At 70.4% G+C, this 25,270-nt stretch carries 23 protein-coding genes and 2 pseudogenes; 13 read left to right on the top strand and 12 right to left on the bottom strand.

The window, feature by feature from the left end; translation table 11 throughout:
* Positions 1-110: 110 nt before the first annotated feature.
* The gene (locus OG295_RS37925) at positions 111-830 is read right to left on the bottom strand and encodes a hypothetical protein (RefSeq protein ID WP_331738053.1); all 720 of its coding nucleotides are present in this window, start codon (positions 828-830) and stop codon (positions 111-113) included.
* A 1,490-nt stretch (positions 831-2,320) separates the two neighbouring features.
* Between OG295_RS37925 and OG295_RS37920 the strand changes: the two genes are divergently transcribed.
* Both OG295_RS37920 and OG295_RS37915 read left to right on the top strand, forming a co-directional pair.
* Positions 2,321-3,028: a hypothetical protein gene (locus OG295_RS37920; protein WP_331738052.1), complete on the top strand. Its 708-nt coding sequence runs from the start codon at positions 2,321-2,323 to the stop codon at positions 3,026-3,028.
* A 51-nt stretch (positions 3,029-3,079) separates the two neighbouring features.
* Positions 3,080-3,496, top strand: coding sequence for a hypothetical protein (locus tag OG295_RS37915; protein ID WP_331738051.1), 417 nt, complete (start codon positions 3,080-3,082; stop codon positions 3,494-3,496).
* A gap of 195 nt (positions 3,497-3,691) precedes the next feature.
* Here the strand turns inward: OG295_RS37915 and OG295_RS37910 are convergent, their stop codons facing one another.
* Positions 3,692-4,294 carry a DUF4352 domain-containing protein gene (locus OG295_RS37910; RefSeq protein ID WP_331738050.1) on the bottom strand — a complete coding sequence of 201 codons (603 nt, stop codon included), beginning with the start codon at positions 4,292-4,294 and terminating at the stop codon, positions 3,692-3,694.
* A gap of 176 nt (positions 4,295-4,470) precedes the next feature.
* Here OG295_RS37910 and OG295_RS37905 point away from each other — a divergent pair.
* The 5 genes and pseudogenes from OG295_RS37905 to OG295_RS37885 all read left to right on the top strand — a co-directional run.
* Positions 4,471-4,715: pseudogene (locus tag OG295_RS37905) on the top strand (transposase); the annotation flags it as partial.
* A gap of 77 nt (positions 4,716-4,792) precedes the next feature.
* A complete protein-coding gene (locus tag OG295_RS37900) occupies positions 4,793-5,584 on the top strand; it encodes a hypothetical protein (RefSeq protein ID WP_331738049.1) in 792 nt (263 codons plus the stop codon).
* Positions 5,585-6,822: 1,238 nt separating this feature from the next.
* A complete protein-coding gene (locus OG295_RS37895) occupies positions 6,823-7,839 on the top strand; it encodes a bifunctional DNA primase/polymerase (protein ID WP_331738048.1) in 1,017 nt (338 codons plus the stop codon).
* Positions 7,836-9,383 (top strand): phage/plasmid primase, P4 family, encoded by a 1,548-nt coding sequence (locus OG295_RS37890; RefSeq protein ID WP_331738047.1) that lies wholly within the window; start codon positions 7,836-7,838, stop codon positions 9,381-9,383. Before OG295_RS37895 ends, OG295_RS37890 begins: the two co-directional genes overlap by 4 nt.
* Positions 9,384-9,509: 126 nt before the next feature.
* Positions 9,510-9,905 carry a DUF6009 family protein gene (locus OG295_RS37885; RefSeq protein WP_266846447.1) on the top strand — a complete coding sequence of 132 codons (396 nt, stop codon included), beginning with the start codon at positions 9,510-9,512 and terminating at the stop codon, positions 9,903-9,905.
* Between the two features lie 47 nt (positions 9,906-9,952).
* Here the strand turns inward: OG295_RS37885 and OG295_RS37880 are convergent, their stop codons facing one another.
* From OG295_RS37880 to OG295_RS37870, 3 genes are all read right to left on the bottom strand, one after another.
* Positions 9,953-11,980, bottom strand: coding sequence for an ATP-dependent DNA helicase (locus tag OG295_RS37880; RefSeq protein WP_331738046.1), 2,028 nt, complete (start codon positions 11,978-11,980; stop codon positions 9,953-9,955).
* Positions 11,981-12,330: 350 nt separating this feature from the next.
* Complete coding sequence (locus OG295_RS37875; RefSeq protein WP_331738045.1) at positions 12,331-13,224, bottom strand: aminoglycoside phosphotransferase family protein; 894 nt, start codon at positions 13,222-13,224, stop codon at positions 12,331-12,333.
* 226 nt (positions 13,225-13,450) lie between these two features.
* A complete protein-coding gene (locus OG295_RS37870) occupies positions 13,451-14,329 on the bottom strand; it encodes an aminoglycoside phosphotransferase family protein (protein WP_371681469.1) in 879 nt (292 codons plus the stop codon).
* A 398-nt stretch (positions 14,330-14,727) separates the two neighbouring features.
* Between OG295_RS37870 and OG295_RS37865 the strand changes: the two genes are divergently transcribed.
* The gene (locus tag OG295_RS37865; RefSeq protein ID WP_331738042.1) at positions 14,728-15,981 is read left to right on the top strand and encodes a helix-turn-helix domain-containing protein; all 1,254 of its coding nucleotides are present in this window, start codon (positions 14,728-14,730) and stop codon (positions 15,979-15,981) included.
* 309 nt (positions 15,982-16,290) lie between these two features.
* On the opposite strand, the gene OG295_RS37860 is transcribed toward OG295_RS37865, so the two are convergent.
* On the bottom strand, positions 16,291-16,650 hold the full coding sequence (locus OG295_RS37860; RefSeq protein WP_331738041.1) for a DoxX family protein: 360 nt from the start codon (positions 16,648-16,650) through the stop codon (positions 16,291-16,293).
* 204 nt (positions 16,651-16,854) lie between these two features.
* Positions 16,855-17,349, bottom strand: a complete 495-nt coding sequence (locus OG295_RS37855) for a cupin domain-containing protein (RefSeq protein ID WP_331738040.1) — start codon at positions 17,347-17,349, stop codon at positions 16,855-16,857.
* 81 nt (positions 17,350-17,430) lie between these two features.
* Between OG295_RS37855 and OG295_RS37850 the strand changes: the two genes are divergently transcribed.
* Positions 17,431-18,282, top strand: a complete 852-nt coding sequence (locus OG295_RS37850) for a LysR substrate-binding domain-containing protein (RefSeq protein WP_331738039.1) — start codon at positions 17,431-17,433, stop codon at positions 18,280-18,282.
* Between the two features lie 39 nt (positions 18,283-18,321).
* Here the strand turns inward: OG295_RS37850 and OG295_RS37845 are convergent, their stop codons facing one another.
* The 4 genes from OG295_RS37845 to OG295_RS37830 form a co-directional block, all read right to left on the bottom strand.
* Positions 18,322-18,465, bottom strand: coding sequence for a hypothetical protein (locus OG295_RS37845; RefSeq protein WP_371681468.1), 144 nt, complete (start codon positions 18,463-18,465; stop codon positions 18,322-18,324).
* Positions 18,466-18,637: 172 nt separating this feature from the next.
* A complete protein-coding gene (locus OG295_RS37840) occupies positions 18,638-18,976 on the bottom strand; it encodes a peptidase inhibitor family I36 protein (RefSeq protein ID WP_331738035.1) in 339 nt (112 codons plus the stop codon).
* A 234-nt stretch (positions 18,977-19,210) separates the two neighbouring features.
* On the bottom strand, positions 19,211-20,572 hold the full coding sequence (locus OG295_RS37835; protein WP_331738033.1) for an SMI1/KNR4 family protein: 1,362 nt from the start codon (positions 20,570-20,572) through the stop codon (positions 19,211-19,213).
* Positions 20,573-20,716: 144 nt separating this feature from the next.
* Positions 20,717-21,223 carry a CAP domain-containing protein gene (locus OG295_RS37830; protein WP_331738031.1) on the bottom strand — a complete coding sequence of 169 codons (507 nt, stop codon included), beginning with the start codon at positions 21,221-21,223 and terminating at the stop codon, positions 20,717-20,719.
* Between the two features lie 408 nt (positions 21,224-21,631).
* On the opposite strand from OG295_RS37830, the gene OG295_RS37825 reads away from it, so the two are divergent.
* Together OG295_RS37825 and OG295_RS37820 are read left to right on the top strand one after the other, a co-directional pair.
* Positions 21,632-22,216, top strand: a complete 585-nt coding sequence (locus tag OG295_RS37825) for a TetR/AcrR family transcriptional regulator (RefSeq protein WP_371681467.1) — start codon at positions 21,632-21,634, stop codon at positions 22,214-22,216.
* Positions 22,217-22,299: 83 nt separating this feature from the next.
* Entirely contained in the window at positions 22,300-23,283 is a 984-nt protein-coding gene (locus OG295_RS37820; RefSeq protein WP_331738027.1) for a zinc-binding dehydrogenase, read from the top strand.
* A 157-nt stretch (positions 23,284-23,440) separates the two neighbouring features.
* On the opposite strand, the gene OG295_RS37815 is transcribed toward OG295_RS37820, so the two are convergent.
* Positions 23,441-23,731: a hypothetical protein gene (locus OG295_RS37815; RefSeq protein WP_331738025.1), complete on the bottom strand. Its 291-nt coding sequence runs from the start codon at positions 23,729-23,731 to the stop codon at positions 23,441-23,443.
* Here OG295_RS37815 and OG295_RS37810 point away from each other — a divergent pair.
* Together OG295_RS37810 and OG295_RS37805 are read left to right on the top strand one after the other, a co-directional pair.
* Positions 23,730-24,497 (top strand): annotated as a pseudogene (locus tag OG295_RS37810) (S8 family serine peptidase); the annotation flags it as partial. The gene OG295_RS37815 and the pseudogene OG295_RS37810 overlap by 2 nt on opposite strands.
* A gap of 122 nt (positions 24,498-24,619) precedes the next feature.
* Positions 24,620-25,246, top strand: coding sequence for a hypothetical protein (locus tag OG295_RS37805; protein WP_331738023.1), 627 nt, complete (start codon positions 24,620-24,622; stop codon positions 25,244-25,246).
* Positions 25,247-25,270: the final 24 nt, after the last annotated feature.

The raw sequence follows: 25,270 nt of genomic DNA, 5'->3' as shown, positions 1-25,270 counted from the left end.
CCTACACGCCCAGACCACCGTCAGGCGCATAGCTCCCGGCCCCTGAAGCGGTGGGAGACCGGGTCCACCCCCCGTCCGGCCGGCCCCCCGGCAGCGATCCCGGACAGCGACTACGAACCGAGGGAGAAGGCCTTGCTGCGGGTCTCCACGAGATGGAGGTCGATATACCCGGCGAGGATGAGGGCGTCCTGGGGGTTGCCCGCGTGGAAGGTGACGTGGCGGATCAGGCGGACGTCGTCCAGCGCGACGCTCTCTCGGGCGAGGACGAAGACGAGCGCGAGGAAGGCGGAGCGCGCGTTGCCGTCGTCGAAGAGGTGGAAGAAGCAGACGTCGAGATGGGCACGTGCGGCACGGACGGTCAGGGGGAGGGGCGGGCCTGCGTCGGCTCCGCTCTCGGCCGGGCACGCATCGAGACGGGCTCGGGCCTCCGGGCCGATGCCATAGCGTTCCCTGCCCTCCTTCGCGAAGGCGGGCAGGCTGCGGAACGGCGGTGCCAGCGGAGCGTCCAGAACGTGCTGCTGCCAGCCGCGGAGCAGTTCGAAGTCGAGCCGGGCACCGCGCTCCGCGTCTGCCCGCGCCAGTTTCAGAGCGGCGAGCAGACCTTCTGCGCGCGAGGGGTCCACGGCAGCGTCGATGGAACGGATGTCCTGCGCCGCGCCGTCGCACGACGGGATGACCGGTCCGCCCGTATCCCTGTTCTGGACCTCTTGCCACGGGACGGTCGCACGTACCGCGAGCCAGCTCTCCAGATGGTCCGGCAGTGGCTGGTCGGCGTCTGCACCGTCGTCCGGCCGCAGCGAAAGGGCCAGCCGCTCCGCGACGTCTTCCACCAGAACGGTGTCCGGTCCGGTCCAGCTACCAACTCCGCTGCCACGTCAGGCGCGAGTTGGGTCGGCACGCGGCGGGCCGGCCCGAGGGAGCGCACGACCTGTTGCACCGAGTCCCTGTCGAAAGCGCGGGAATTGCCCCAGCACCCCGCAGCCCAGTGCCATGGCACGGACTCGAACCGCGGCACTGGGCGTACGGCCGGGCCGCCCGATGCAGAGCGGACGGCTGGTCCGTGGCGCCGCGAGCCGGGACGAGTCGCCGACGAGTCGGAATCAGTCCGACTGGACCGCTGAGGCGACTTCCTGAGCCATGTACAACTGCTTCTCAAGGGTGAAAAACCGCTGTACGGCCCGCTGACGGCTCCGAAGGTGAGGGAAGGTCACATCACACCGGGTCAGTTGAGTTCGGCCCTCTGGGGCCTGTTTCTGATGGCCGATTTTCGGTCGCTTTGCTCAAAATTGGCTGGATGTCCGGATGCCGGAAGGCCGGTGACAGTTCTTGTCGGCCGCCGAGGGTCTGCCAAGACTCCCGCCTTGGCCGGCAGACCAGCTCACGCTCACCCCTCCGCGCAAGGCGGACGGATTGCCGCCGACCGGGGTTACTCCCACGCCTGGGGTCGGTAGCTCCTCAGCCCTGGCGGGCTTGCGGTGCCCCGCCGGGGTGGCTGGTCGCCGTCGGCGACCGCGTGGGGGATGTGGTGTGGAACATGGAAGCGTGGCTGAGGCCGGAGGTGGTGAAGGTGGCCACTGGCGGTACTCGTTCGGCAAGCCGCGCGTCGGGCCTCGCATTCGGTGGTGCGGGTTCGAGCAGGGTCAACTGAAGCCACAGCATGGGCGACTCGTGCCGCAGACCCCCTCGGCAGACGCCTGGATTCGGAGTAAGCACGAAAAGTAAAGGCCTCGTGGACTTCCAGGTGACCTGACCAAGGTGCCCGGGGGGCGACAGCGGTGCCGCATCGACTGCTCACGCACCCTTTGACCTGCGGCCCAAGGGCTGGCGCTGCCTACAGAACAGCCCCGAACGGGTCGTCAGAGCCCACGGTGACAGTTGCTCTTTAATAAGAGGACGCCGCGTCTACAGGCCTCTGACCTGCATGTTTGTCGCACCCTATGTGTCCCCCAGGACACATTTGGGGTTCCGAAATGTATACCTGGCGAGCACATTTTGCGGAAAAATCAAGCACCACTTGATTTTTTGACGGCACCAACAGGCCTGGAAACACCGCAGGTCAGCGAGTCGGGCCGCAGGCGCCAGGTCCCGAAAAACATGCATGCGCTCCACAACTATGTGCCGTCATCACGACACGCGAAATCAAGCAGCCGTGGACTTCCGGCGCTTGGGCGCAGAAAAACTTCACGTGGTGTGTACTTTTGGCGCCGCGTTCGAACAGGGGCGTGCCAGGGGGCCCCGTCCGGCGCGCCGGGGCGTCAAAAGACAAGCACACGTTGATTTTCTGGATAGTCTCGGACCGCCTGAGTAACAAGGAGGTCCTGTGACATCTGATCCGCCCGCCCGTCGTCGGCGCGGGCCCCGGCCGGTACCCGCCCCCACCGCCGCGGGAAGCGAAGCCGAGTACGGAGACATCCTGGCGGTCCTGGGCCAGCAGCTCGGGGAGAAGGTGGCCGAGGCCACCGATCCCGGAGGCCGACGTCGGCTCAAGGGAGTCCACTTCGAGTACGCGGCCGACCCCCGCGCCGTACACGACATGGCCGGGGGAGCCGGATACAGCCTGGCCAGCAACTGGTTCACGCAGCTGCTGGCGCAGCTGGCCGTCGCGAACAGCATCACCAAATCGCAGCTGTGCGTCTTCCTCTTCGTGGCCGGAGGACAGGTGCCGGGGACCGGCATCACCCCGTACACGCAGCAGGAGATCACGGACGGACTGAACAAGATCGCCGCTCAGAAGGGCGGCAAGATGATCACGCGGTCCACGGTCAACCGAGCTGTCCAAGCCCTGTGCGGCTACAACTGGGTGGAGAAGGCCGGCAACGGTCGTATCCAGATCAACGTCCGGTTGTGGTTCCACGGCAACAGCACGGCCCAGCACGAGGTTCTTGCCGAGATCTCCGACCGGCACGAGCGCGATGTGGAAGCCTTCCCGTACGCGGTAGGCCCCGTAGGCGCTCATCAGGAGGAGCTTGACCTCGACTTCGGGTACGAGGTCGAACCCGCCCTTCGCGGACGGAGGCGTACCGGGTGATAGTTCTGCCATGCCCCTTCGCGGGCACCCGCTCACGAGGAAGGCTCTCCCATGGCTAACGTCATGTCTCCGATCATCGCGGAGCGCATCTGGGCCCTGCCGTTGTCCGGGTCCGCCGTCAAGTTCCTCCAGTACCTCGTCTCCCGCAGCGACTTCGGGGGAGCACTCCCGGTGCGGCAGAAGGACATGGCGGCGGAGTACGGGGTCACGCCGCAGGCCGTCAGCGGGCTCATGGCGCCCCTGTGCGACCTGAACATCGTCCTCAGGCCGCGCAGCGGAGAGCGCAACGGCAACTCGTACCGGCTGCACCCTCTCGCGGCGAAGTACGAGAGCCCGCAGGACATGGAGGCGGCGTTCCGCGCGACTCTCGTCCGCATCCAGGCGGGGGACCTGCCCAACCTGAAGCTGCCGGCGTACCAGCAGACGCCGCCGACCCCGACCGGCCGTCCGAAGCTGCAGGTCGCCTGACGGCGTCCGGCCGCCCTGGTTCCGGCCCTGGCCCTGGCCCTGAAAAGACGGAAGGCCCCCCACCGAGGTGGGGGGCCTTCCGCGCCTGAGTAACAGAATGGTTCGGTCATTATATTCGCCAGGCCCCGGGCATGCCCAGCTGTACGGCACCGCACGAGCCGACCGTGTCTCCGGTGCGGGCCTGCCGCCTTCGCCTCAGCCGGCCGGGACGACCCAGTCGAGGGGCTCCTGGAGCGACTCGGGTGCGTACACGATGCGCGCCGGCCGCTTGTCGCCCGGTACGGGGTAGGGGATCTTGCCGCGGACGCAGTCACCCTGCTTGACGGCCTCCCCGACGGTCGGGAACTCCGGCTTGGGAAGGTCGCCGCCGTTGAGGCCGGTGACCTTGATGCGCGTGCCGTCCTCGTAGGCGAGCGACCACGGGAACTGGCTGACGGAGAAGGTCTTGCCCTCCGTATTGCACACCTTGACCTCGACGGTTGCCCAGACATCACCGCCCAGCGTCGCCCGGTCGGGAGGCTGGGGGCCCTCCGCGGGCTGGGTGTAGGCCAAGACCGCGACGGTGAACTTGGAGGAGACGTCGGCGAACTCGGCGACCTCACCGACCGCGAAGCGCGTCTTGGCCCGCGTCGGCGCGGGCGCGGGCGCAGACGCGCCGGGAACGGACGCAGTCCCGGTGGCAGCGGGCGTAGTGGGAGCCTTGGACGACACCGAGGTGGCAGGAGCGCTGCAGGCGGTAAGCGCGGAGAGGACGAGCATCGCGCTCATCGATGCTGTGACGGTGATGCGGTCTCGCATGGGTCCCCCAAGGCGTACGTGACGTAAGGGGCCAGCATGACGGATCCCTGGCTTCGGGCGTCACCCGTTCAGAAGCTTGATGCCAAGCCCGGGCCGGGATCGGTGCAGGCCGTCTTCTTCGTACACGCCGCACATGAGGACATGGCATAGGGGCAGCCCCCGCGGGTGAGACCCAGATGGCCACCGTCTCTTGGTCTACGGCCAAGAGACGTGAGTGGTCTCGTCTGGAAGGGCATCTGCCGATGGCAGTTGGCAGAGGTGGCCGGTGACCACCGGACCGTCATGCACGGGGCCTTTTCAGGCTCCGGACCAGTGCCCCAGGCATGACCTGCCCACGCGCTTCGGCAGCTGGAAAACCGCCTACGACAGGCATGGGCGCTGGTCGGCGGACAGAACGTGGGACACGGCCTTGCGTGTCGTGTAGGCCGATGCCGATGCCGAGGGGCGCCACAGCCGGCCGATACGCTGCGAGCGATCTACGACCAACTGACCGGAAGCATGATGACCCGCACCCCCAGGCCAACGCTCGAAACGATACTCGCCGCGCTTCCCGAACTCGCTCCGCACGCGCGCGATGCAGTCATACTCCATCCCGCGCGGGCAGAACCGGACTGCCGGAACACCTCGATTGGCGGGCCGTTGCTGTGGCCGGGGGACGAACCGTGGCCCGAGTGCTCCTTGCCCGACGAGAACAACCCTCTCGGCATGCCTGCCACGGCCATGGTCCCGGTCGCGCAGATCTTCCGGTGTGACGCACCGGGACCCTGGTGGCCCGCCGGCATCGACCTCTTGCAGGTCCTTTGGTGCCCCAATGAACACTGGGACCCTCCGGTCCAGCAGGCCGACGCCAGCCCTGTGCTAGAGCTGCGATGGCGTCGGACTGCTGACGTGACCGCGCCATTGACGACGCCGCCGTCGCCCTCGAGGTATGACGAGGACGGCTACCTGCCACGAGCGTGCGTCCTCACCTCCGAACCCGTGACCGACTTTCCTTTCCGTGAGGAGCTACCGGCAGAACTACGTCCGCGGCTTGAGGAACTGGTCCGCGAAACAGGCGCCGGCGGTGACGTCATCACCCGCCTCGCCGGCTGGAAACTCGGCGGCTGGCCGACCTGGCACCTGACGCACCCGACGGTCATTCCCTGCGGGGACTGCGGCACGGCCATGACACTCCTGTTCACCGCCGCCAGCGACGACGAGACACAGGTCACCGTCGGCCGCTACGGAGACCTGCGCATCTTCACCTGCCCCGCCGACCACCGTCATGCGTTCCAGGTGGACCTGCACTGACCCTCGGCACATCACCTGCACCACGACCCACCAGACAGGCTCCAGCCGACGACACGGGTGGGGCCGGGGCGGTGACCGAAGCCCGGGGCCACGGGCCGGACGGGCAGACGGGTACGGAGATGGCCGCGGGGCGTGCGGATATGGGCGTAGCCATGCGGTTGGACTGAGCGGGTGCCCCCGCCGGGCCTGCGGCCCCCTGGCGGGGCCCTGGGACGCTTCTGGGACGCCTTGCGTCAGAGAAGAGTGCCTTGCGTGGTGCGTCCTGTCCGGTCGTAGCAACGACATCGGCCTGGGCCATCGGTTCCGGCCCTTCGGGGCTCCGGCGCAGCCTGATCCCAGTAAGCGGTGTGCAGACCCGGTCCGGCAGTGACGTGACCGGGTCTGCCCCCGCAAGACGGAAGGCCCTCCACCTGGGTGGAGGGCCTTCCGCGCCTGAGTAACGGTCGGGACCCACTGTATCGGCCGGGCCCCGGCACGCGGCAGCCCAAAAACCCTCACACGTTTGTGTGGTGGGGAGCGGAGAGGCGGGGTCCAGGAGGGACCGAAGGACTCGTCAGTCCCCCCTGGGCTTCAGTCCCTCAGCGACCCTGCTCCTAAAACTGCAGGTCAAAGCCTTCCCGCAGGCGGCGGCAAGGGACCGGAGGGACTGAAGGGACCGAACTTTCCTGTTCCACTGATTACGCGTGCGTGTGTATGCGTACGCGCGTAACAAGACCCCTAAAACGCTGGAGCGCTGATAACTAGGACTTCTCAGTCCCTTCAGTCCCTCTTGCGGCACCTGCAGGCCGTTGACCTGGGCTTTTCTGTGAGGGACCGAAGAGGGACCAAAACGCTGGGTCCCTCCCGAGAGTCCCTGCCCCCGGTAGCCGCCTCCGGCTGCCCGGAAGGCGACACGCCCGGGGTGGGAAACCTGCGGTGGCCGGCGCCCTGCTGGGGGACCCTGATGGGTGCTGACGTCCAAGGGACCGAAGGGACTGAAAAACCGATACAACGCGACGAGGAGCACCGTCTCCTGAGGTAGGCTCAGGGCCTCATTCGAAAACTCGGTCCCTTCAGTCCCTCCCTGAGCTGTGATGGCCCTTTGACCAGTGCTTTTGCCTCAGGGATCGAACCAACTGTTGGGTCCCTCGACAAGGACGATCCGAGTGCCAGGCCAGGGCGACACCACCAGAGCAGCGTCATCGGGGACCATCAGTCCCTTCGATGTCGCCGTGTGGTGCGCCGCACAGGGCTGGCCCGTGCATCCTCTGGCGCCCGGCCGCAAGACGCCGGCGGCCAACTGCGCGGCCTGCCGCGAGCACACCCACCCCCCGCAGGCCTGCCCCTGCACGGCAGCGGGCAAGTGGTGCCACGGCTTCCACGCGGCCACCACCGACAGCGCCCGCCTCAGGGCCTGGTGGGGAGAGCAGGCGTCCTTCGGTGTCGGCGTCTCCTGCGGTCCCGCGGGGCTGGTGGTCCTCGACGTCGACGCGCACAGTGCCGAAGTGCCCGAACGAGACCGCCTCCTGCCCGGCATCGCCATCCACCAGGGCGTCAACCTGGACGGCCTGGCCTCCGGCTTCGACACCCTGGCCCTGCTCGCCGCCTACCGCAGCCGGGCGAACCCTGTGCAGGACGAGTCGACCCTGCGGGTCAGGACCCCCTCCGGCGGCCTCCACATCTGGTACCGGGTCACCGAACCCGGGATGCGCTACCGCTCCTCCACGGGCTCCAGCCCCAAGGTGGCCCTTGCCTGGCAGGTCGACGTACGGGCCGTCGGCGGCTACATCGTGGCCCCCGCCACCCGTACCCCGGCCGGTACGTACGACCCCGTCGGGCCGGCCCGGCTTCCGGCACCGCTCCCTGACTGGCTGGCCGCCGAACTGACCCGGACCGGACACCTCGTCGACGATGGCCGGGCCCGTTCCGCCACCACCACCACCGCCACCACCACTACGACGGCGGCGGCGTCCCGCCCCGTCCCCAGGCCCGACGGCACGGGCGCCCACCGCCTCCTGGAGCCCTTGCTGGCCGAGGTCCACGGATGCGCCGCCGTCCCGCAGGGAGCGAGCTTCACCGAGAAGCTCAACCGGGCCGCCTACACCGCCGGAGGCCTCGTCGCCGCGGGCCACCTCACCGACGCGGAGGCCCGGGAGCTCCTGACCGCGGCAGCCGACGAAGCCCGCCCGCACCAGAGCCACCGTAGCCTCGCCATCATCAACTCTGCCCTGTCCGCCGGTCTCCACCGGCCGCTCCACCTCAAAGGACGCCCATGAGCAGCGCCGACGGTCCGCGTTTCGACGCCACTGCCGCCGCCCAGCAGATGCTCGACCTCGAAGGCCACCTGCCCGCCCCGAACCTGCCCGCACAGCAGGGCACCGTCACGGTGCACGAGCAGGCCCGCCAGTCGGGGCAGCTGCCGGGTCTGCTCAGCGACCGCGGGAACGCGAAGCTGTTCGCGGTGATGTACGGCGACCAGTTCCGTCACGTCGAGGGCCTGGGCTGGTACCACTGGAGCCAGTACCGCTGGAAGCGCACCGGGGGAGAGAAGGCCGCGGTGTGGGCGGCGGGGGACATGGCGGAGCAGATGCCGGCCTCCGACCCGACCGGGCTGTTCAGCGACCGCGAACTGCTCCTGCACCGGCGCCGCTCGATGTCGACCCCGGGCATCAAGGCGATGCTCACCCAGGCGAAGGCCTCGCCCGCCCTCGCCCTCGATCCCGACGTCCTGGACGGCGACCCCTACGTCCTGTGCACCCCGTCCGGCGTCGTGGACCTGCACACCGGCCGGATCCGCAAGCCCGACCCCGAGCGCGACATGCACTCGCGCGCCACCAGCGTCGCCCCCGAGGCCACCGAGACCCCGCGCTGGCACCGCTTCCTGACCGACACCTTCGGCGACGACGCCAAGGGCGCGGAGACCATCCAGTTCCTGCACCTGCTGCTCGGCTACTCCGTCACCGGGGACGTCGGCGCGCAGGTCCTGCCCTTCCTCTACGGCACCGGCGCCAACGGCAAGTCCGTCCTCCTGGACGTCATGACCCAGATCCTCGGCGACTACGCGCAGGCGGCCCCGCCCGGCTTCCTGATGGAGAAGGGCAAGTTCTCCGAGCACTCCACCGAGCTGACCGAACTCCACGGCCGGCGCATCGTGGTGTGCAGCGAGCTCAAGCCCAACGACAAGTTCGACGAGTCCCGGGTCAAGCTCCTGACCGGCGGCGACCGCATCATGGCGCGCCGCATGCGGCAGGACTTCTTCTCCTTCACCCCCACGCACAAGCTGTGGCTGCTGGGCAATCACCGCCCCGAGGTGGCCTCGGGCGGGCACGCCTTCTGGCGCCGGATCCGGCTCATCCCGTTCGAACGGGTCGTACCCGCCGCCCGCAAGATCGACAACCTCGCGAAGGAACTCGTCGACAGCGAGGGACCCGGCATCCTGCACTGGCTCGTCGAAGGCGCCCAGCACTACCTGCGCACCCGCGACCCGCTCACCGGACCGTCCTCCGTCCGCGTGGCCACGCAGGCGTACGCGACGACGGAGGACCACATCGGCCGCTTCCTCGCCGAGTGCTGCACCACCGAGCCCGCCCGGAGCGGCGGCGACCTCAGGGTCGAACAGGGTCTGCTCTACGGCGCCTACAGCGCATGGTGCAACGCGGGCGAGGGGATCCGGCCGGCCACCGCCCGCGCCTTCGCCACCCGCGTGCGTCAGGAACTCGGCCTCGCCTCACCGGCCGACATGATGAAGTCCAGCGGCAAGAAGTACTACCCCGGACTCGCACTCCTGGCCGATGACGACCCGGAATCCTCATATGTCTAGACCAGGCTGCCTACACACCGGTCGCCCATCTCTCTACGATGGACTCGGTCCCCTCACCCGGGGCCCCGCCCGCCAGACCCACCCAGGCCCGCACCCGGCCGCCGACAACGAAAAGGGGCCGCAGCCATGAGCTCGCTGCTGAACGAGAGCGACCTCCTCCACGAGAACACCGTGGTGTGGCTGGAGAACCCCGAACAACTCGACTACGTGCGCCAGGCCCTCGACAAGACCGCCCGCCGCCGCGGCAAGCCCCGCTACGCCCGCGACGGCCGCATGGTCGGCTACACCGAACTCGACGAACACGCCGAAGCCGACCCCGACAGCGGCCTCCAGCTCCGCCGTGTCTTCTTCCTCCTCCCGCACGACCGCGACGCCCAGCCCGACGGCCTCTACCAGGCGGGCGCCCCGGGCGAAGCGGTCGACCCCCGCACCATCGAACCGCGCCGGGTGGGGGAGAAGACCCCCCGCTCCCAAGGCAGCCGGGCGGGGAAGATAGCCGCCACCGGGGCCAGAACGGCGTAGCACCGGGCGGGCCGCCCCCGACGGGCCGCCCGCCGGCCGCCGAGTCGTCAGGCGGGCTGGACGGTGATGGTGCGCAGGCGCTTGGTGGCCCGGGTCAGGGCCACGTACAGGTCCCTTTCCCCACCGGGGCGGGCCGTGATGATCTCCTCGGGGTCCATGACGACGACCCCGTCGAATTCCAGGCCGCGTGCTTCGGACGCCGGCACGATGCGCGCGTGGTGAGCGATGCCCCGGTCCATCAGCTCGCTCACCCTGGTGTCCGCGCAGACCACCCCCAGAAGCTCGCCCGGGTGCGCGGTGCTCTGGGCGCGGAGTTCCTCAACGACGGCGGTGACCAGCCCGTCCGCAGACGTGGTCACGGTGCGGGGGCTCTCGCCGCTTCGCAGCGACCGTGTGGGTTTCTGGTCCGGGGCGATCCGCGTGAGCAGGTCCCGGACGCTCTCCAGAATCTCCTGCGTCGTGCGGTAGCTGATGGTCAGGTCGTGCAGTTTGAACCGCGGTCCGACGTGGGGGCTCAGTGCCTCCTTCCAGTCGCGTGCCGTCGTGACCGGGCCTGCCTGGGCGAAGTCACCCACCAGCGTCATCGCCCTCGCCGGGCAGCGCCGGACGATCATCCGCCACTGCATGGCGGTCAGTTCCTGCGCCTCGTCGACGACGACGTGCCCGTACGTCCGCTCGGGGGGACCGTCGACCAGGCTCGCCGCCTCGTCCAGCAACGGCACGTCGGCATCGGTCCAGGGGTCGTCCGGACCGCGCAGGAGAAGGGACCGCTCCTGCGCGGTCCAGCGGGGCAGGAGCTCGGCGAGAGCGTCGGCGTCCGTCAGGAGCGCCTTCACGAGGTCACCGGGTACCAGCCGCGGCCACAGCACCTCGACCGCCCGGTCGACGCCGGCGTCGTCGAGGAGATCGGCCCGGATGGCGTCCAGGTCCAGCTCGTGGGCCGGACCCGGGTCGGCCGCGCCTTCGGCACGGCGCTGGGCGGCTCCCGTGAACCGGTCGAGGTTCATGCCCGTCATCCGTTCGGCATCGGCGTCGATCTGCTCCAGGAGGTCGCCCATGTCCCGTTGCATCGCGTCGGTGACGGCGTCGACCAAGAGCTCCCTGAACACCTGGCGCGCGGGGTTGTGCCCCGGTGCGGCTGCCACGGCGGCGTCGCGTGCCGTGGCGACTTCCCCGTCGGACAGGTGAACCAGTTCCCGTCCGACCCGCACGGTGAAGTCCCCGGTGGGGGCTTGGTGGACGCGCAGGAGGCCGGCCAAGGCGTCGGCGAGGTCGGAGCTGCCCTTGAGACGCGCGGTGTCGAACGGGTCCACCGTGTCCGTGGACACTCCGGCCAGTTCCCGGCAGGTCGCCAGAACGACGTCGTTCTCTCCGAGTGAGGGAAGGACCTGGGAGATGTAGTCGAGGAACCGGGCGTTCGGGCCCACCACCAGGACACCCTCCTCCGCGGCGCGCGGGAACGCGTACAGGACATAGGCCGCCCGGTGGAGGGCGACCACCGTCTTGCCGGTGCCGGGCCCGCCCTGGACCACGGTCACCCCGCGGTGGGCGGAGCGGACGACCTCGTCCTGCTCGGCCTGCAGCGTCGCGACGGCCGCGTGCATCCTGCCCGTACGCCGTGCCGACAGGGCCTCGGTCAACGGGCCGTCCCCCACGACGTCCTCGTCGGTCGGGGCGCTCCCGTCCAGCAGTTCGTCGCTCACCGAGACGACCGTGCGTTCCGCGAGGCGCAGGTGCCGGCGCCGCCGCAGGTCCATCGGGTGGACCGGTGTCGCCTCGTAGAAGGGCCGCGCCGCGTTCGCGCGCCAGTCCACGAGCAGAGGCAGGTCATCCTCCTCCGTATGCAGTCCGATCCGTCCGATGCGCAGGGCCGTGCCGTCCGTCCGGTCGATGCGGCCGAAGACCAGCCCCTTTTCGGCGCCCTCCAGCCGGCCGATTTCCTTGGCCAGGCGCTCGGCGGCGATTTCTCTCTCGTATGCCTCACCGGCGCTTTCCGCCGGGGCCTTCAGCACGCTCGCCCGGTGTACTCGCGCCTCGGAAATCCGCTCGGTGAGCAACTCGTACAAGGAGGACACATAATCCCGCTCCGATTCAACCGCACGCACAGCAGGATCATTTAACGTCGACAACAGGGGGCTCCTTCGATTCGAGCCACACCATACGGTCAAAGTTCTCCAAAGGTAAGTCTTGACTTACTTGTTGAAGGCATGCCCCTACGACTGATTCCGTGACGGCCGGCCGTATTGCGCATCGTGCATTCCTCCGTTCCGTATATCGCCCATTGCGCTCCCGATGCCCTCCTGCTTTATGGGCGAGCGAGCCCGGAGCATCCCGCCGGGCCCCGCCCAACCCGGATCGGCCGATTGTCGGTCTCCGCCTCATTGATTTCAAAGAAATCAATGACGACCGGTGGGGGAGGGGAACGTCAGGGGCGGTGGTGATCGGCGACGGCCTCGGCCGCCGCGCGGTGGCCGACGGCCGCCAGGGCGGGGTTGAGACCGCGGTAGTGGTGCTCCGCGGTGAGCCCGAAGCGCAGGGCCCAGCCCCGCCCCCGCGCCCACGTCGCGTCGTCCACGCCCACCGCCTCGCGGAACACCTCGCGGGTGTCGGCGGTCAGCAGGGTCCAGGCCGCCATCATGTCGCAGGCGGGGTCACCGACGCCCACGAGCCCGAAGTCGATGACCGACGTGAGCCGGCCCCGGTGGCCCAGCAGGTTTCCCGGCAACAGGTCGCCGTGCAGCCAGACGGGCGCGCCCCGCCACTGTGGTGCGCGTACGGCCGCCTCCCACGCCGAGGCAGCCGCCCCGGCGTCGAGCGTGCCGTCGGCGCCCAGGTCCCGGATCGCCGCGCGGACCTCGTCGTCGGCGGTGTCCACCCGACCGCCGCGGAACGACCGCGGAGCCCCGGTGGTGTCGACGCGGTGGAGCGCCGCGAGGAAGCGGCCCAGTGCGGCGGCCGCGTCGTGGAGTCCGCGTTCGGCGAGGGGCCGGTCGTGGAGGTTCTCCCCGTCGAGCCACCGGTACACCGACCAGGCGAACGCGTACCCCTCGCCCGGCGCCCCGTGCCCGAGCGGCACGGGCACGTCCAGGGGCAGGTGGGGTGCGAGGTGCGGCAGCCATCGCTGCTCGGTGCCGACCTGCCCCGCGGCATCGGGGACGCGGGGCAGGCGTACGGTCATGTCCTCGCCCAGCCGGTACATGGCGTGGTCCGTGCCGGCCGAACGCACCGCCCGTACCGGCAGCCCGGCCCACTGCGGGAACTGCGCCGCGACCAGCCGTTCCACGAGCCCCTCGTCGATGTCCACTTCGTCGGCATGCATCTTCACACTGGACACCTCCATCAGGACGACGCGGCTCGGTAGAGCAGCTCTGTTCAGGAAGAGTGACGGATGTTGCCTAGCCGGTCAATATTCTTGGCAATCAAACTTGCCCGATGTGGCAACCAGATGCTCCGTGGAGGGGGCCTCGGCGCCGTCGCCATGTACGGCGAGACCAACGCCGAAGTCCTGCCGCCGCCCAAGGAGCCCCCCTCCCTCTGACACGGCCTCAGCCCCCCAGGACCTGACGGATCACATAGCGGGCGTTCGCGGAGATGACCGGGTTCGTCCCGCGGTAGTAGGGCAGTTGGATGACGGCCATGGACAGCGCCCACCCGCGGCCGCGGGCCCAGGTGGCGTCGTCGGTGTCCACGGCCTCGCGGAAGACCCGCCGCGCGGCGGCCGGCAGCAGGTTCCACGCCGGGATCAGGTCGACGGCGGGGTCGCCGAGGCCGGCGGTCCCGAAGTCGATCACGGCGGCCAGCCGGCCGTCGGCGCCCAGCAGGTTGCTCGGCATGAGGTCCGAGTGGATCCACCGCGGCTCCCCCGTCCACCCGGGGGCGGCGAGTGATTCCTCCCACGCGGCGAGGGCCGCGCCGGCGTCGAACGGCTCGTCCGTGCGCCGCAGTTCCTCGATCGCGGCACGGGTGTCCGCGTCGGCGGCGGCCAGGGGTCTTCCCCGGTGCGCCGGCGGCCCCGCGCCGAGCTCCGCCCCGCGCAGCGCCGTGACGAACGCCGCGAGGTCGCGGGCCAGCCGCCCGGGGTCGTCCGTACGGCCCTCGACGAGCACCTCGCCGTCGATCCACCGATGGACGGCCCACCCCCACGGGTAGCCCTCGGCGGCCCGGCCCAGCCCGGCGACCTCCGGGACCGGGACGGGCACCAGGGGCGCCAGCCGCGGCAGCCAGTGGGCTTCCCGTTCGAGTGTTCCGGCGCCGCCCGCGGTGAGCGGCAGCCTGACGGTCAGCCCGGGGCCGACGCGGTAGATCGCGTTGACCGTGCCACCGGACTCCAGGCGCCGTACCGGCAGCTCGGCCCACCGGGGAAACTGTCCGCGCAGCAGCCGCCGGACGAGGCCCTCGTCGGTCTCCGCTTCGTCTGCGTGCATCTTGGCCATGTGCCGTCAGACCCGGCCGATGACGCCGGCCCCGCCGCCGCGGGTGAGGGTGGCCGCGGCTGCTGCGGAGAGCGGCACTGCGGTGCAGGCGACGGGGATGCTTCTGCGCATGAACGGCTCCGAACGGAGGATCCCGCGCCACGGGATCGAAGAGTGTGGAGGTGGCGGCTCGACATCCGCTCGAAGCGGTTCGGCCTCGCCGGTCAACCTAGATCGCCCCTGTCCCTGCGGCAAGTCAACTTGCCAAAAATTGCCAAGCCTCGATGGAGGTGCAGTGCCAGAGGTCAGGCAAACCTTTGCCAAGGGGCGGTGAGGGGGCTACGCTGCGCACCAGAGCGTCGGGGGCGCGATACAGGGTTGTGGTTCCGAGAATTGATGGCAGGGCTCATATGACAGACGGGTCGTCCTTCGGCGCGCGCCTCAAGGCCTTGAGGCTGCAACGTGGCCTTTCCCAGGCCTCCCTGGCCGGCGAGGAGATCTCCACGGGGTACCTCTCCCGCCTGGAGTCGGGCGCGCGCCGCCCCACCGAGCGCGTGATCACCCACCTTGCCAAACAGCTCGGCGTGGACCGCCTGGCCTTCGACGCCCTGCCCGGCACGGCCACCGTCTCCGTCGGGAGCTCGCTGACACGGGCGCTGAGCATCGCCGCCTCCTCCGACAGCGACGAGTCCGTCGAGGAACTCATCGACGTACTCGCGACCGCCGGGGCGGAGGAGGACCCGCTGCTGCGCTGGCAGGCCCTGTGGGTGATCGCCCGGTACCGGGCCCGCCAGGGCGAGCGCGCCGAGGAACAGGAGTGTCTGGAAGAGCTGGCCGAGGTGGCCGATGACCTCGCGCTCCCCGCGCTGCGGTGCAGATCCGGCACCCAGCTCGCCCGGTGCCTGCGCTCGGTGGGCCAGGTGGCCCGCGCACTCGAACTCGCCGAGGGCGCGTACCGCGTCGCCAGGGACGCCGGCCTCTCCGTCCCCGACACCGGGACCGCCCTGCTGGCGCTGGTGTCGGCCGAGGCGGAGGCCGGCCGCCTGACCGAGGCCCGGTCACACGCCGAGGAACTGGTCGAACTCGTGGCGGGCGGGACGGACGCGCTGCGCGCCGAGGCCCTGTGGTCGGCGGCCACCGTCTGCTCCCGCCAAGGGGACGACGAGGCCGTCCACGCCTACCTGGCGCAGGCCGTGCAGGCGCTCGACAGCCGCGTCGACCCCGTTCTGTGGGCCCGGCTGAGACTCGCCGCGGCCTCGCTGTACCTGCAGTCCAGGCCCGCCCTCACCGGGAAGGCGCGCACGTGCCTGACGCAGGCCGAGGTGGCGCTCTCGATCATCGGCACGCCGGTCCAGCAACAGGAACTGCTGGTGCTCCAGGCGCACCTCGCGTTCGAGGAGGGCCGCTACGCGGACGCCCGCGCCGTCCACGACCGGCTCGACTTCGACAGCCTGCGGCTCACCTACCGCGACCGGATCCGGCTGCAGACGCTCGACAGCCTGCTCCTGATCGTCGAGGGCCGCCGGCAGGAGGGGCGCGCCCGGCTGAAGGAACTGGGGGAGGAGGCCCGCCGCGCCTCGAACATGGACCTCGCCGCCGAGATCTGGCGGGTCCTGGCCGAGACGCTGGAGAACGCCGAGCAGACGGGCCCCGCCCAGCGCTGACCGGCCACGTGCGGTGGCTCTCCGACCGGATGCGGCCGAACCGGCCCCGACCGCGCAGCGGGTACGGGTACGGGTACGCGCGGACCCCGGCCGAGCAGGACCCGTCCGGATCCTGGACCTCACCCCGTGAGCGGCCGGGCGCGTCGTCGCTGATCGTGGTGCTCCATGCCGTCGCGCACGGGGCCGACCTTCGGTCGCGGGGTGGCTGGCGTTCCTCTTGCGATTACAGGTAGGTCGTCCAGATTCCGGCCCGAAGAATGTCCAACGGGCCGGCTCCCGATCGGGTCCACCGGTCGAGGCGGTGCTCGCTCACAGCGCGGTGGCCAGCCAGATGGTCACGGCCGCCGTGGCGATGAGCCCGACGTTGAGTGTGATCGAGCGGTCTTCGCCGGTCAGGTGGACGGCGACCGCACCCGTCTGCAGGAGTACGAACCCGATGGCCGCGGCCGACGCCGACCAGGGAGCGATGCCGGTCAGCGGCGGCAGGACCAGCCCGGAGGCACCGAGTATCTCGACCGCCCCCAGCGTCCTGACGGCGGCCGGGGGCACGCGGTCGACCCAGGCCATCATCGGTCGGAGTCGGTCACGGCTGCGGATCACCTTCATCGAGCCCGCGTAGAGGTAGAAGAGGGCGAGCAGTCCCGCGACGATCCAATAGGCGGTGTTCATGATTCCCGTTCCTGGGCCACCGGTTCCCCGGGAGCCCGTCCATTGCGCTCATTGCGTCGATTGCGTTGATGGGCGGAAAGGTCCGGGGAGCCCCGGGCGAAGGCCCGGCGGTGCCCGGACGGGCCGGCCCTGCCGCCGAGGGACGGGAGGAGCGCCCCGGCCTGCCGGTCGGGGGAGGAGCGCGGCCGGGTCCTCCCGTCGGCTTCAGGGGGAGTCGGTCGCGGGCTCGGTCGCGTAGCGGCCCATCGCGTCCATGCCGGCCTGCGGCGTCATCGGCCGGCCGGTGGCAAGCACCTCCTGAAGGTCTCGGAAGTACTGCACGTACAGATCCGGGGTGAACGTGCTGAGCATGACGGCGGGGCGGTCGGTCGGGTTGGAGAAGGTGTGCGGGGTGCCGGGCGGAACGATCACGAGCGTGCCCGTGGAAGCGTCGTGGTCCTCGTCCCCGACGGTGAACCGCACGGTGCCGGAGAGGACGTAGAAGCCCTCGTCGTGGCCGGCATGACGGTGCTGCGGCGGTCCCTGGGTGTGCGGGGCGAGAACGGACTCGGCGATCGCGAGGCGGTGCCCGGTACGGCTGCCGTCCTCAAGGATGCGCATGCGCGTGGGGCCCAGGAGGATGGTCTCGCCGTCGCCGGGACCGACCACCGATACGGCGGGGCCGGCCTGCGGTTCGCTGGTCCTTGTTTCTTCGGTCATGCCCACCAGTGCACGGCCAAGGCCCCACGCCTGTCCAAGACCCGTTCCGCAACGCCGATATCCCGTGGGTATCGTTGCAGCGTGGAGCTACGGACCCTGCGCTACTTCGTGGCCGTCGCCGAGGAACTCCACTTCGGCCGGGCGGCCACCCGACTGCACATGAGCCAGCCGCCGTTGAGCCGGGCGATCAAGCAGTTGGAGGCCGACGTCGGGGCCCTGCTGTTCGCGCGATCGGCCGCCGGCGTCAGGCTCACCCCGGTCGGTACGGTGCTGCTCGACGAGGCGCGGGCACTGCTCGACCATGCCGACCGCGTCCGCCTGCGCGTGAGCTCGGCGGCCGGCGTCGCGTCCCTCACGGTCGGCATCCTGGGTGACGGCACCGACCCGGCAGCACTCAGGCTGGCGGCCGCCTACCGCCGGCGCCACCCCGGCATCGACATCCGCATCCGCGACACCGACCTGACCGACCCGACCTGCGGTCTGCGCACCGGGCTGGTCGATGTCGCCCTGACCCGGGCGCCGTTCGACGAGACCGCCCTGACGGTGCGTGAGCTGCGGGCGGATCCGGTCGGGGTGGTCCTGCGCGCCGACGATCCGCTGGCCCGGCACGACCGACTACGGCCGGCCGACCTGAACGACCGCCGCTGGTTCCAGTTCCCGCAGGGGACCGACCCCGTCTGGCAGTCCTACTGGAACGGCGGCATGTCGCGCGAGGGCCCGGTGGTACGCACCGTCCGGGAATGCCTGCAGGCCGTGCTGTGGAACGGCACGGTCGGCCTGGCCCCGCTCGGGGACGACCTGCACGCGGAGCTGGCCGTGGTGCCGCTGATCGACATGGCGCCGAGCCGAGTGGTGGCGGTGTGGAACAAAGGTGACGTCAACCCGTTGATCCGGTCCTTCATCGAGACCGCGACAGCGGCGTACCGGGACTGAGCTCCGGCAACCGTTGACCTCCGGCACCGAGGTGTGCTGTCAGGGGCCGTTGTTCCCCTCGAAGTCGCCCAGGTTGATGAAGCCCACCCGGTTCTCCCAGACGTCCCACGTCACATGCTTCCGAGCGCCCCAGTAGTAGGTCTCGTAGCTCATGAGGTCGCCGTACGCCTCGTTCTCGTGCATGCGATCAGGTTGGCCGAACACGGTCAGGAACTCCTCGTACGAGCTCACGTGTGCGAAGTGGGTCGAGGTTCGGCCGGGCCTGCGCTGCCTGCCGTTTCATCCGCATCGGATCAGCCGGATGCGGGGCGGGCGCCGCTGCGGATGCCCACCCCAACACGTCAGCCGGCCGGAGTCAGAGCTCCCACTCGACCCGTTCCACCGTGTCGTTGTGCTCCTTCGGCTCTTCGAGCTTGTCGCCGGCCCTCAGGATGCGCGTGAGCGTGCCGTTCTTGCTGATCAGCTTCGCGTTGCTGTCCGTGTTGTTGACCCACGACGAGACGTTCTTGTGCATGCTGCCGCCGTTGGGAAGGGGCAGGAGCTTGAGGTCCACCGGGTGGCCGGCCCCGATTCCGTATGCCTCGCCCCCGCAGTTGTAGTGCCGCCACAGGCCCAGGGTCTTCGGCGGACAGGGTGAACCCTCAGGGGGACTGACCACTACAACACCGTTGGGCAGCCCCGTGTTCGCGCTCATGGCTCGCTCCGCTCTCTTGTCCCGCCGGCCTTTCCGGCGAGTGCGGAATCACCGTTCCACGGTAAGTGCGCGGCGTATGCCTCTGGCATAGGCTTGATCGTTTCTGCTGTGTACATGGCCACCCGTCTGGCCGAGCGACGGGCCCGTCGCAGCCGGATCCCGGTGACGGACGTTCCTGACCGGTCATTGCAGAGCAGGCCCAGGTCGCTCACCCGGACCCTTGTGGCCCGCTGGTCATGTCGCGGGGCCGAGATCCCCCTTGAGGATCGTCTCGACGATCCGGGGCCGGTCCCACAGGGCGAGGAGGTCGTTGGCGATGGCCACGACGGGGAGATGGTCCTGATCCCGCACCGCGATGGCCGCGGCCTTCAGACTGCGCGGGACGGCTCCGGCGTCGAGGAGCACGCGCCATTCCTGCGCACCGAGTTCCAGGAACTCAAGGCCGGTGACTCCGGTGAGCTCCAGGGGGTCGGCCAGCGCGCCGGGGGAGGCGGAGAGGGTCCGCAGCCGGGGCAGACCGGTGAGCGGGGCGAGGCTGAACGGCGGGCCGTCCGGCATGCCTATGGACAGGACTTCCAGGTCAGGGTGGGCGGCGGCCCGGACGGTTGCCAGGCCTCCCGCCCCGACCGTGGCCGCCGACGGCGGCTCATCCGTGCGGAGGGCAGGGCCTTCCTGCCTCGTCCGGCCCAGGATGAAGTCGGTGAGGGAGTCGGCGACGAGTTCGGCGCCGATGCTCTGCTCGTGGTCGACGAGGATGATCTGCCCGGTGTGCCCGCCGGGGCCGGGTGTCAGGTCGACCGCGTACTCGTCGCCACCGTTGCTTCCGAAGCCGATCCAGCCCGGTGAGCCGGCCAGAGCCTGCACCGCGGCATCGGGCGGGGTGCACGGTGCCTGCGTCGCCCCGAGGTCCCAGCCCGGGTGCCGGGCCTCGGCGTCCACGCTGTACAGGTGCTCCATGGCGGCCAGTTCGCAGCCGACCGCCGTGTCGGCTTGGTCCTGGTACTCGTGGTCCCAGTCCTCCCAACGCGCCCGTGTCACCCGGTAGAGCACCTTGAACTCGTCCGTCAGCGTGACTCCCAGGCGGGCTTCGGTGGCGGCGATCTCCGCCTCCGTCGCGCCGATGGCGTCGGGCAGGCGCTCGCGGAGCGTCCGCTCCAGCAGTTCCAGGTCTGCCGAAGCAGCCGGCGCCCCGGGTGCCGGAGCGGGCAGCCGGCGCCATGGCTCGGGAAGGGCGCTCTCGACCAGGACGAGTACGCCCAGGTCCGGGTAGCCGACGGCAGGTTCCACGGCCGGGCTGGGCCAGACCAGGCCGAGCACGGTGCTTCCGTCCGGCTGGACCTCTGCCCTGAAGGCGATCTCCCTCTCCTGGACCCCGCCGCGCCCGAGCGCCTTCTGTATGCCCTCCACCGCGATCCGCGTCGCCGTCGGCATGGCCCCCCGGTGGGCGAGGCTCCAGCCGTACTGGCTGATCCGTCCCGCCACACGGGCGGGCAGGGCGGCACGCCTCTGCGTGTCGCCGGTCAGCATGAGACGCAGCACGGGCTCCCAGGTCGCGAAGTCGTGCAGCGAGTGGGACGGGGATCTCTGGTCAACCATGCGCAGACCGTACGCGGAGCCGGTGACAACGGAGACGGGCAGGCCGGAGTTCGAGGAGGGAGAGGTCTTCTTGATGGAGCTCGGCCCGGACGGACGGCGGTTGCGGCAGGTGGAGAGCGCCCCTCGCGGCATGTACAGGTCCGGTCAGGCGTAGCGGCAGACGGTCACGCCGGCTGCGGCACCGCATCCCATCTTCGAGTAGTTCTTCTGGACCATGTTCCAGTAGTGGCCCCAGTTCCTGTAGCTGGGGTCGTCGGTGTTCCAGTTCGGGCCGGCCGCGTCGTAGGCGGCCTTCTCCCCGGCCCACTGGGAGACGGCCTGGGACGGTCCGGCGCCCGACATGTTCTCGGCTCCGTTGTTGAAGCCCTTGTCGTGCGCGAGCCCACCGGCGTGGGAGGCGGGGTTGTCGGCCCATGCCTGCGCGCCTGAGGCGAGAGCCGCGTCCCAGGCCATGGGCGGGGCGCCTTCCGTCTGGCGTATCGCGTTGGTATCGCTCAGGAGGGCCGCCTGGTCGGCGGGGCTGACCTCGGCGGGAAGGCCGGCCGGGACGGCGGCGGAGGCCGCCCCGCCCGCCCCCAGCATCATTCCTGCGGCCATCAGCGTTGCCGCAATGGCGATGGCGCGACGGCGCGTACGGGAAAGTCTTGTCATTGCGACTCCCTGGTCGCACGGAAGCAGCGGAGAGTGCCGGCATGGTTCACTACCGTCAACCGTCGTGGGAGGGGGCGAAACGGCCGGCGAGCGCGATGGTGACTGAGCCATCGGCGACACGGTGCTCTCGAAAGGGCGGCCCATGGCCGCCTCCCCTACGGCCAGCGTAGGTCCAGGTGGCGGGGGTGGCGACCGGGGCTGCGGGACGGGCACCGGCACGACCGCTCCGTCCGCAAGGCCGCCGAGCTCCAACCGATGCCGGCTGATGCAGGGTTGGTGACCGAGGCCGGCAAGCCCCCGTCCGTGGTCCGGGCGCCCGCAGACCGTCCGCCCGGCCGGAGACCGCGACACGTGCGGGAGCGAGGCGTCGCCCTTGTTCTTGAATGGTCGCTCATGTATTTTTGTGCCATGCCCCGACCCCGCGAGTTCGAGCCCGACGCCGTGCTGGACCAGGCCATGCTGCGTTTCTGGTGGCAGGGCTACCGGGCCACCTCGATCGAGGACCTCGTGAAGGCGACCGGGGTGAAACCCGGCAGTCTCTACAGCGCGTTCCCCGGCGGCAAGCGCACGCTGTTCCTGAAGTCGCTGGAGCGCTATTCCGCGTTGGTCGTTCCTCAGAAGCTCGGCGAGCTGGCGGCGCCCGGCGCCTCCCTGGCCGAGCTGCGCGGCTATTTCGACGGATTGGTGAGCGACCTGCTCAGTCCGGAGGGCCGGCGGGGGTGCCTGCTGGTGAACACCGCGATCGAGAACGCGGCCGAGGACGACGAGGCCGCCGCCGTCGTGCGCGGCCATCTGGCCCGCCTGGAGCAGTGCATGGCCACGGCCCTCCGCAACGCTCGCGACGCCGGCGAGGTGCGCGCCTCGGTGGACCCGGGCGGCAGCGCCCGGCTGCTGGTCGCGACGTGCCAGGGGCTCATGGTCGTAGGGAAGGCGAACCCCGACGGGGCGGTACTGCGCGCCATCGTCGACAACGCCTTCGCCGTCCTCGTCTGACAGCTCCACCCGGGGCCACCGCATGCGGTGGCTCTTTTTCGGCCCCAATAGATGAATGACCATTCAAGAACGGAGCCCGCTCAATGAAGGCCATCGTCATATCCGCCTACGGCGCCCCCGAGGTCCTGCACATCACCGACCTGCCCGACCCCGTGCCCGCACAGGGAGAGGTGCTGATCCGGGTCAGGGCGTTCGGCATCAACCACGCCGAGGCATACATGCGCGCGGGTGCCTGGGGCGATGTCGCGGCCGTCCCGGGGATCGAGTGCGCGGGATCGGTCGAGGCCGATCCCTCGGGCCGCCTCGCCCCCGGAACCCGGGTCGTGGCCCTCCTCGGCGGCATGGGCCGCACCCGCAACGGCAGCTACGCCGAGCTGGTCACGGTACCGGCCACCAACGTGGCAGCGGTGAACTCGTCACTGGGATGGGCCGAGCTGGCGGCGGTTCCCGAGGTCTACGCGACGGCGTGGCACGGGCTGTTCGGCAACCTCGGCCTGCGCCCGGGCGAGCGGGTCCTGGTGCGCGGAGCGACGTCCTCCCTCGGCCAGGCCGCCGTCAACCTCGCCGTCGTCCACGGCGCGAGAGTACTCGCGACCACCCGCAACCCCGCCCACGCGCCGCTGCTGAAGGACCTCGGCGCCGAGGAGGTCCTCATCGACGACGGCCACCTGGCCGCCCAGGTCGACAGAGGCAGCCACGACGCCGTTGACGCGGTGTTCGATCTCGTCGGCAACAACGTCCTGCGCGACTCCCTGGCCACCGTCCGCCCCCGCGGCCGGGTCTGCCAACTCGGCTTCCTCGGCGGCTTCGAGCCCGTACGCGACTTCAACCCGATCACCGATCTCCCCACCGGCGTCCAGCTCAGCTTCTTCGGCAGCGCCTTCGTCCTGGGGAGCCCCGAATTTCCGCTCGCCGACGTTCCGTTCGACGAGATCTACGCCAAGGTCGAGTCGGGGGCGCTGTCGGCAAGGCCGGTCAGGATCTTCCGTTTCGAGGAGATCGTCGAAGCCCACCGGATCATGGAAGCGGGTGAGGCACTGGGCAAGATGACCGTCACCGTCGGCTGAGACACCCGGGCGCCGGACGCCGGGCGCCCGGCGACCGGCGCCCGGTGACCACCGGACGCTCAGACCGCAGTGAGGTCCTGGACCAGTCGCGTCATGAGCGGGGACGGATCCACCTCCAGCTCACGGCGCAGCAGCCGCTGGTACTCCTTGTAGCGCTTCACAGTGTCGTCTGCAGCGCCGCCAGGTACTCCCCGTCCCGACGCAGCCTCTGCGCCAGGCCCTCCAGGGCGTGCAGCCGCACCTGGTCCCAGCGCTCCCGCTCCAGGACGAGCCACTCGTCCGGCCAGCGCGGCAGCAGCTCCTTCCCGAGCATGGCCGAAAGCGCCTCGGCGTGGGCGGGAGGCAGACCGTCGCCCGTCGCGTCCTGGGCTGCCCGCCAGCGCGCGCTGTGAAGGTCCACGTTCACCAGAGGCGCGAGCAGCAGCCGGTGGTCCACGCACTCGACCATGGATGCGGCATCCGGCGTACGAGAGCTCGAAGGCTCCGAGCAGTTCAAGGTCTACGCCGCTCGAAGACACATCCCTCACTGTGCAACCGGCCGGTGGAGCACGCATCCGCACCCACCCCTCCATCCGCCCCCACAACAGCCCCGAAGCCCCGGTCCCGCGCCTCCCGCCCGAATTCCGCGGCGCTCCGGGCACGCCGCAGTCACGGGTCTGACCGGCGTACAGACGCTCCCGCAATGGTCCGGAAACGCTCTGAAGACGCCGTCACGACGACGTTTGGACATTACGGGTGACGGACCGGGGACGAGGACCTCCGACGCTCGTACTCGGCATGACTTTCGGTACGCAGTGCCCACGGGCACGGAAAGCAGGTCCCGGATGAGGCCTCGGGATGTCCTGGGGGACCTCGGCGCACGGCCGGACGCACCGTTCGGCGACCCGCGCGTCTGCGTGGCCCTGCTCGACGGCCCGGTCGACCTGTCCCACCCCTGTTTCGCGGGCGCGGACCTCACGCGTCCGGACACCGTGGTCCAGGAGCCCGCCGGGCAGGGGCCGATGTCCGCCGTCCCCTCCGTCCTGGCCGTCGGCGCCGCCGCCGTCGGCCGGCCACTCGACATCAGCAATTGGGGTGCCGCCTACCGCACCCACGGAATCCTCGCCCCCGGGCAGGACATCGAGGGCGCCGCACCCGGCGGCGGCCTCGCCTCCCTGACGGGAAGCAGCTTCGCCACCCCGCTCGTGACCGGCACCGCGGCGCTGCTCGTCGCGGCCCACCGGTCGCCGCCGGTGTCACAGCCGACGGCGGCGCATTTCCCCCGCCGCCGGCCGCACCGCCCCCGGTCCAGGCCGCCCAGGCTCCGGCCCCGGCGGCCCCCGCCCCGGCCGCCATCGTGGGCCAGGCGCTCGACCCGGAGAAGCAGGAGGAACGGGCAGGCTACGTCTCGCGCGTCTCCGTGTCCGGGATCCTCACCCACCGCACGAAGCGACTCTTCAACGGCCAGCTCGTGCCCGTGGTCGAGGTGAAGAGCCGAGGCCTCTACACCTGGAACGAGACGGCACTCGTCGACTCCGTCTTCGACAGCGTCATGAAGGACGCGGAGATCAGGCACGTCTCCACCGTCCAGGAGAGCGAGATCCGGCTGACGATCCGCTCCTTCCTCGACAAGATCTACTACCAGTTCCGCAACCTCGGCCAGACCTCGGCCGGCCGGGCGCTGAACTACGCGGGGACCAACGCGTTCCTGATCGGGGGCCAGATGGTCCGGGGAATCCTCTCCGCGGGCCAGATACCCGGATCGAAGGGCGGCCTGTACTCGCTCGACACGATCACCGTCACCAAGAGCCCGAACAGACCAGGAGGACTGCCTCCCCACGTCCGGGCCGTCCGCCGCGACGACGCCGCGGCAGAGGCCGACGCCCGTCGACAGGGCGTCGCGGCCGCCGCGTCGGGCTGCGGCAACCTCACCGGCATGGCCCGGCAGATGTGCTACGCGGGCCGGCACGCTCTCAGGGTCTGACCCCTGTCGGGGATCAGCCCCCTG

Source organism: Streptomyces sp. NBC_01276, assembly GCF_041435355.1.
Taxonomy (GTDB): Bacteria; Actinomycetota; Actinomycetes; order Streptomycetales; family Streptomycetaceae; genus Streptomyces.
This window is presented reverse-complemented; position numbering and strand designations above follow the sequence as displayed.

What these genes read in the sequence shown, in the direction of transcription:
- OG295_RS37820 (WP_331738027.1), top strand. Translation starts at nt 22,300, where the DNA reads ATGAAGGCCATCGTCATATCCGCCTACGGCGCCCCCGAGGTCCTGCAC.
- OG295_RS37870 (WP_371681469.1), bottom strand. Translation starts at nt 14,329, where the DNA reads ATGCACGCAGACGAAGCGGAGACCGACGAGGGCCTCGTCCGGCGGCTG.
- OG295_RS37900 (WP_331738049.1), top strand. Translation starts at nt 4,793, where the DNA reads ATGATGACCCGCACCCCCAGGCCAACGCTCGAAACGATACTCGCCGCG.
- OG295_RS37825 (WP_371681467.1), top strand. Translation starts at nt 21,632, where the DNA reads ATGCCCCGACCCCGCGAGTTCGAGCCCGACGCCGTGCTGGACCAGGCC.
- OG295_RS37910 (WP_331738050.1), bottom strand. Translation starts at nt 4,294, where the DNA reads ATGCGAGACCGCATCACCGTCACAGCATCGATGAGCGCGATGCTCGTC.
- OG295_RS37855 (WP_331738040.1), bottom strand. Translation starts at nt 17,349, where the DNA reads ATGACCGAAGAAACAAGGACCAGCGAACCGCAGGCCGGCCCCGCCGTA.
- OG295_RS37835 (WP_331738033.1), bottom strand. Translation starts at nt 20,572, where the DNA reads ATGGTTGACCAGAGATCCCCGTCCCACTCGCTGCACGACTTCGCGACC.
- OG295_RS37890 (WP_331738047.1), top strand. Translation starts at nt 7,836, where the DNA reads ATGAGCAGCGCCGACGGTCCGCGTTTCGACGCCACTGCCGCCGCCCAG.
- OG295_RS37875 (WP_331738045.1), bottom strand. Translation starts at nt 13,224, where the DNA reads ATGCATGCCGACGAAGTGGACATCGACGAGGGGCTCGTGGAACGGCTG.
- OG295_RS37915 (WP_331738051.1), top strand. Translation starts at nt 3,080, where the DNA reads ATGGCTAACGTCATGTCTCCGATCATCGCGGAGCGCATCTGGGCCCTG.
- OG295_RS37815 (WP_331738025.1), bottom strand. Translation starts at nt 23,731, where the DNA reads ATGGTCGAGTGCGTGGACCACCGGCTGCTGCTCGCGCCTCTGGTGAAC.
- OG295_RS37830 (WP_331738031.1), bottom strand. Translation starts at nt 21,223, where the DNA reads ATGACAAGACTTTCCCGTACGCGCCGTCGCGCCATCGCCATTGCGGCA.
- OG295_RS37845 (WP_371681468.1), bottom strand. Translation starts at nt 18,465, where the DNA reads ATGCACGAGAACGAGGCGTACGGCGACCTCATGAGCTACGAGACCTAC.
- OG295_RS37840 (WP_331738035.1), bottom strand. Translation starts at nt 18,976, where the DNA reads ATGAGCGCGAACACGGGGCTGCCCAACGGTGTTGTAGTGGTCAGTCCC.
- OG295_RS37860 (WP_331738041.1), bottom strand. Translation starts at nt 16,650, where the DNA reads ATGAACACCGCCTATTGGATCGTCGCGGGACTGCTCGCCCTCTTCTAC.
- OG295_RS37865 (WP_331738042.1), top strand. Translation starts at nt 14,728, where the DNA reads ATGACAGACGGGTCGTCCTTCGGCGCGCGCCTCAAGGCCTTGAGGCTG.
- OG295_RS37885 (WP_266846447.1), top strand. Translation starts at nt 9,510, where the DNA reads ATGAGCTCGCTGCTGAACGAGAGCGACCTCCTCCACGAGAACACCGTG.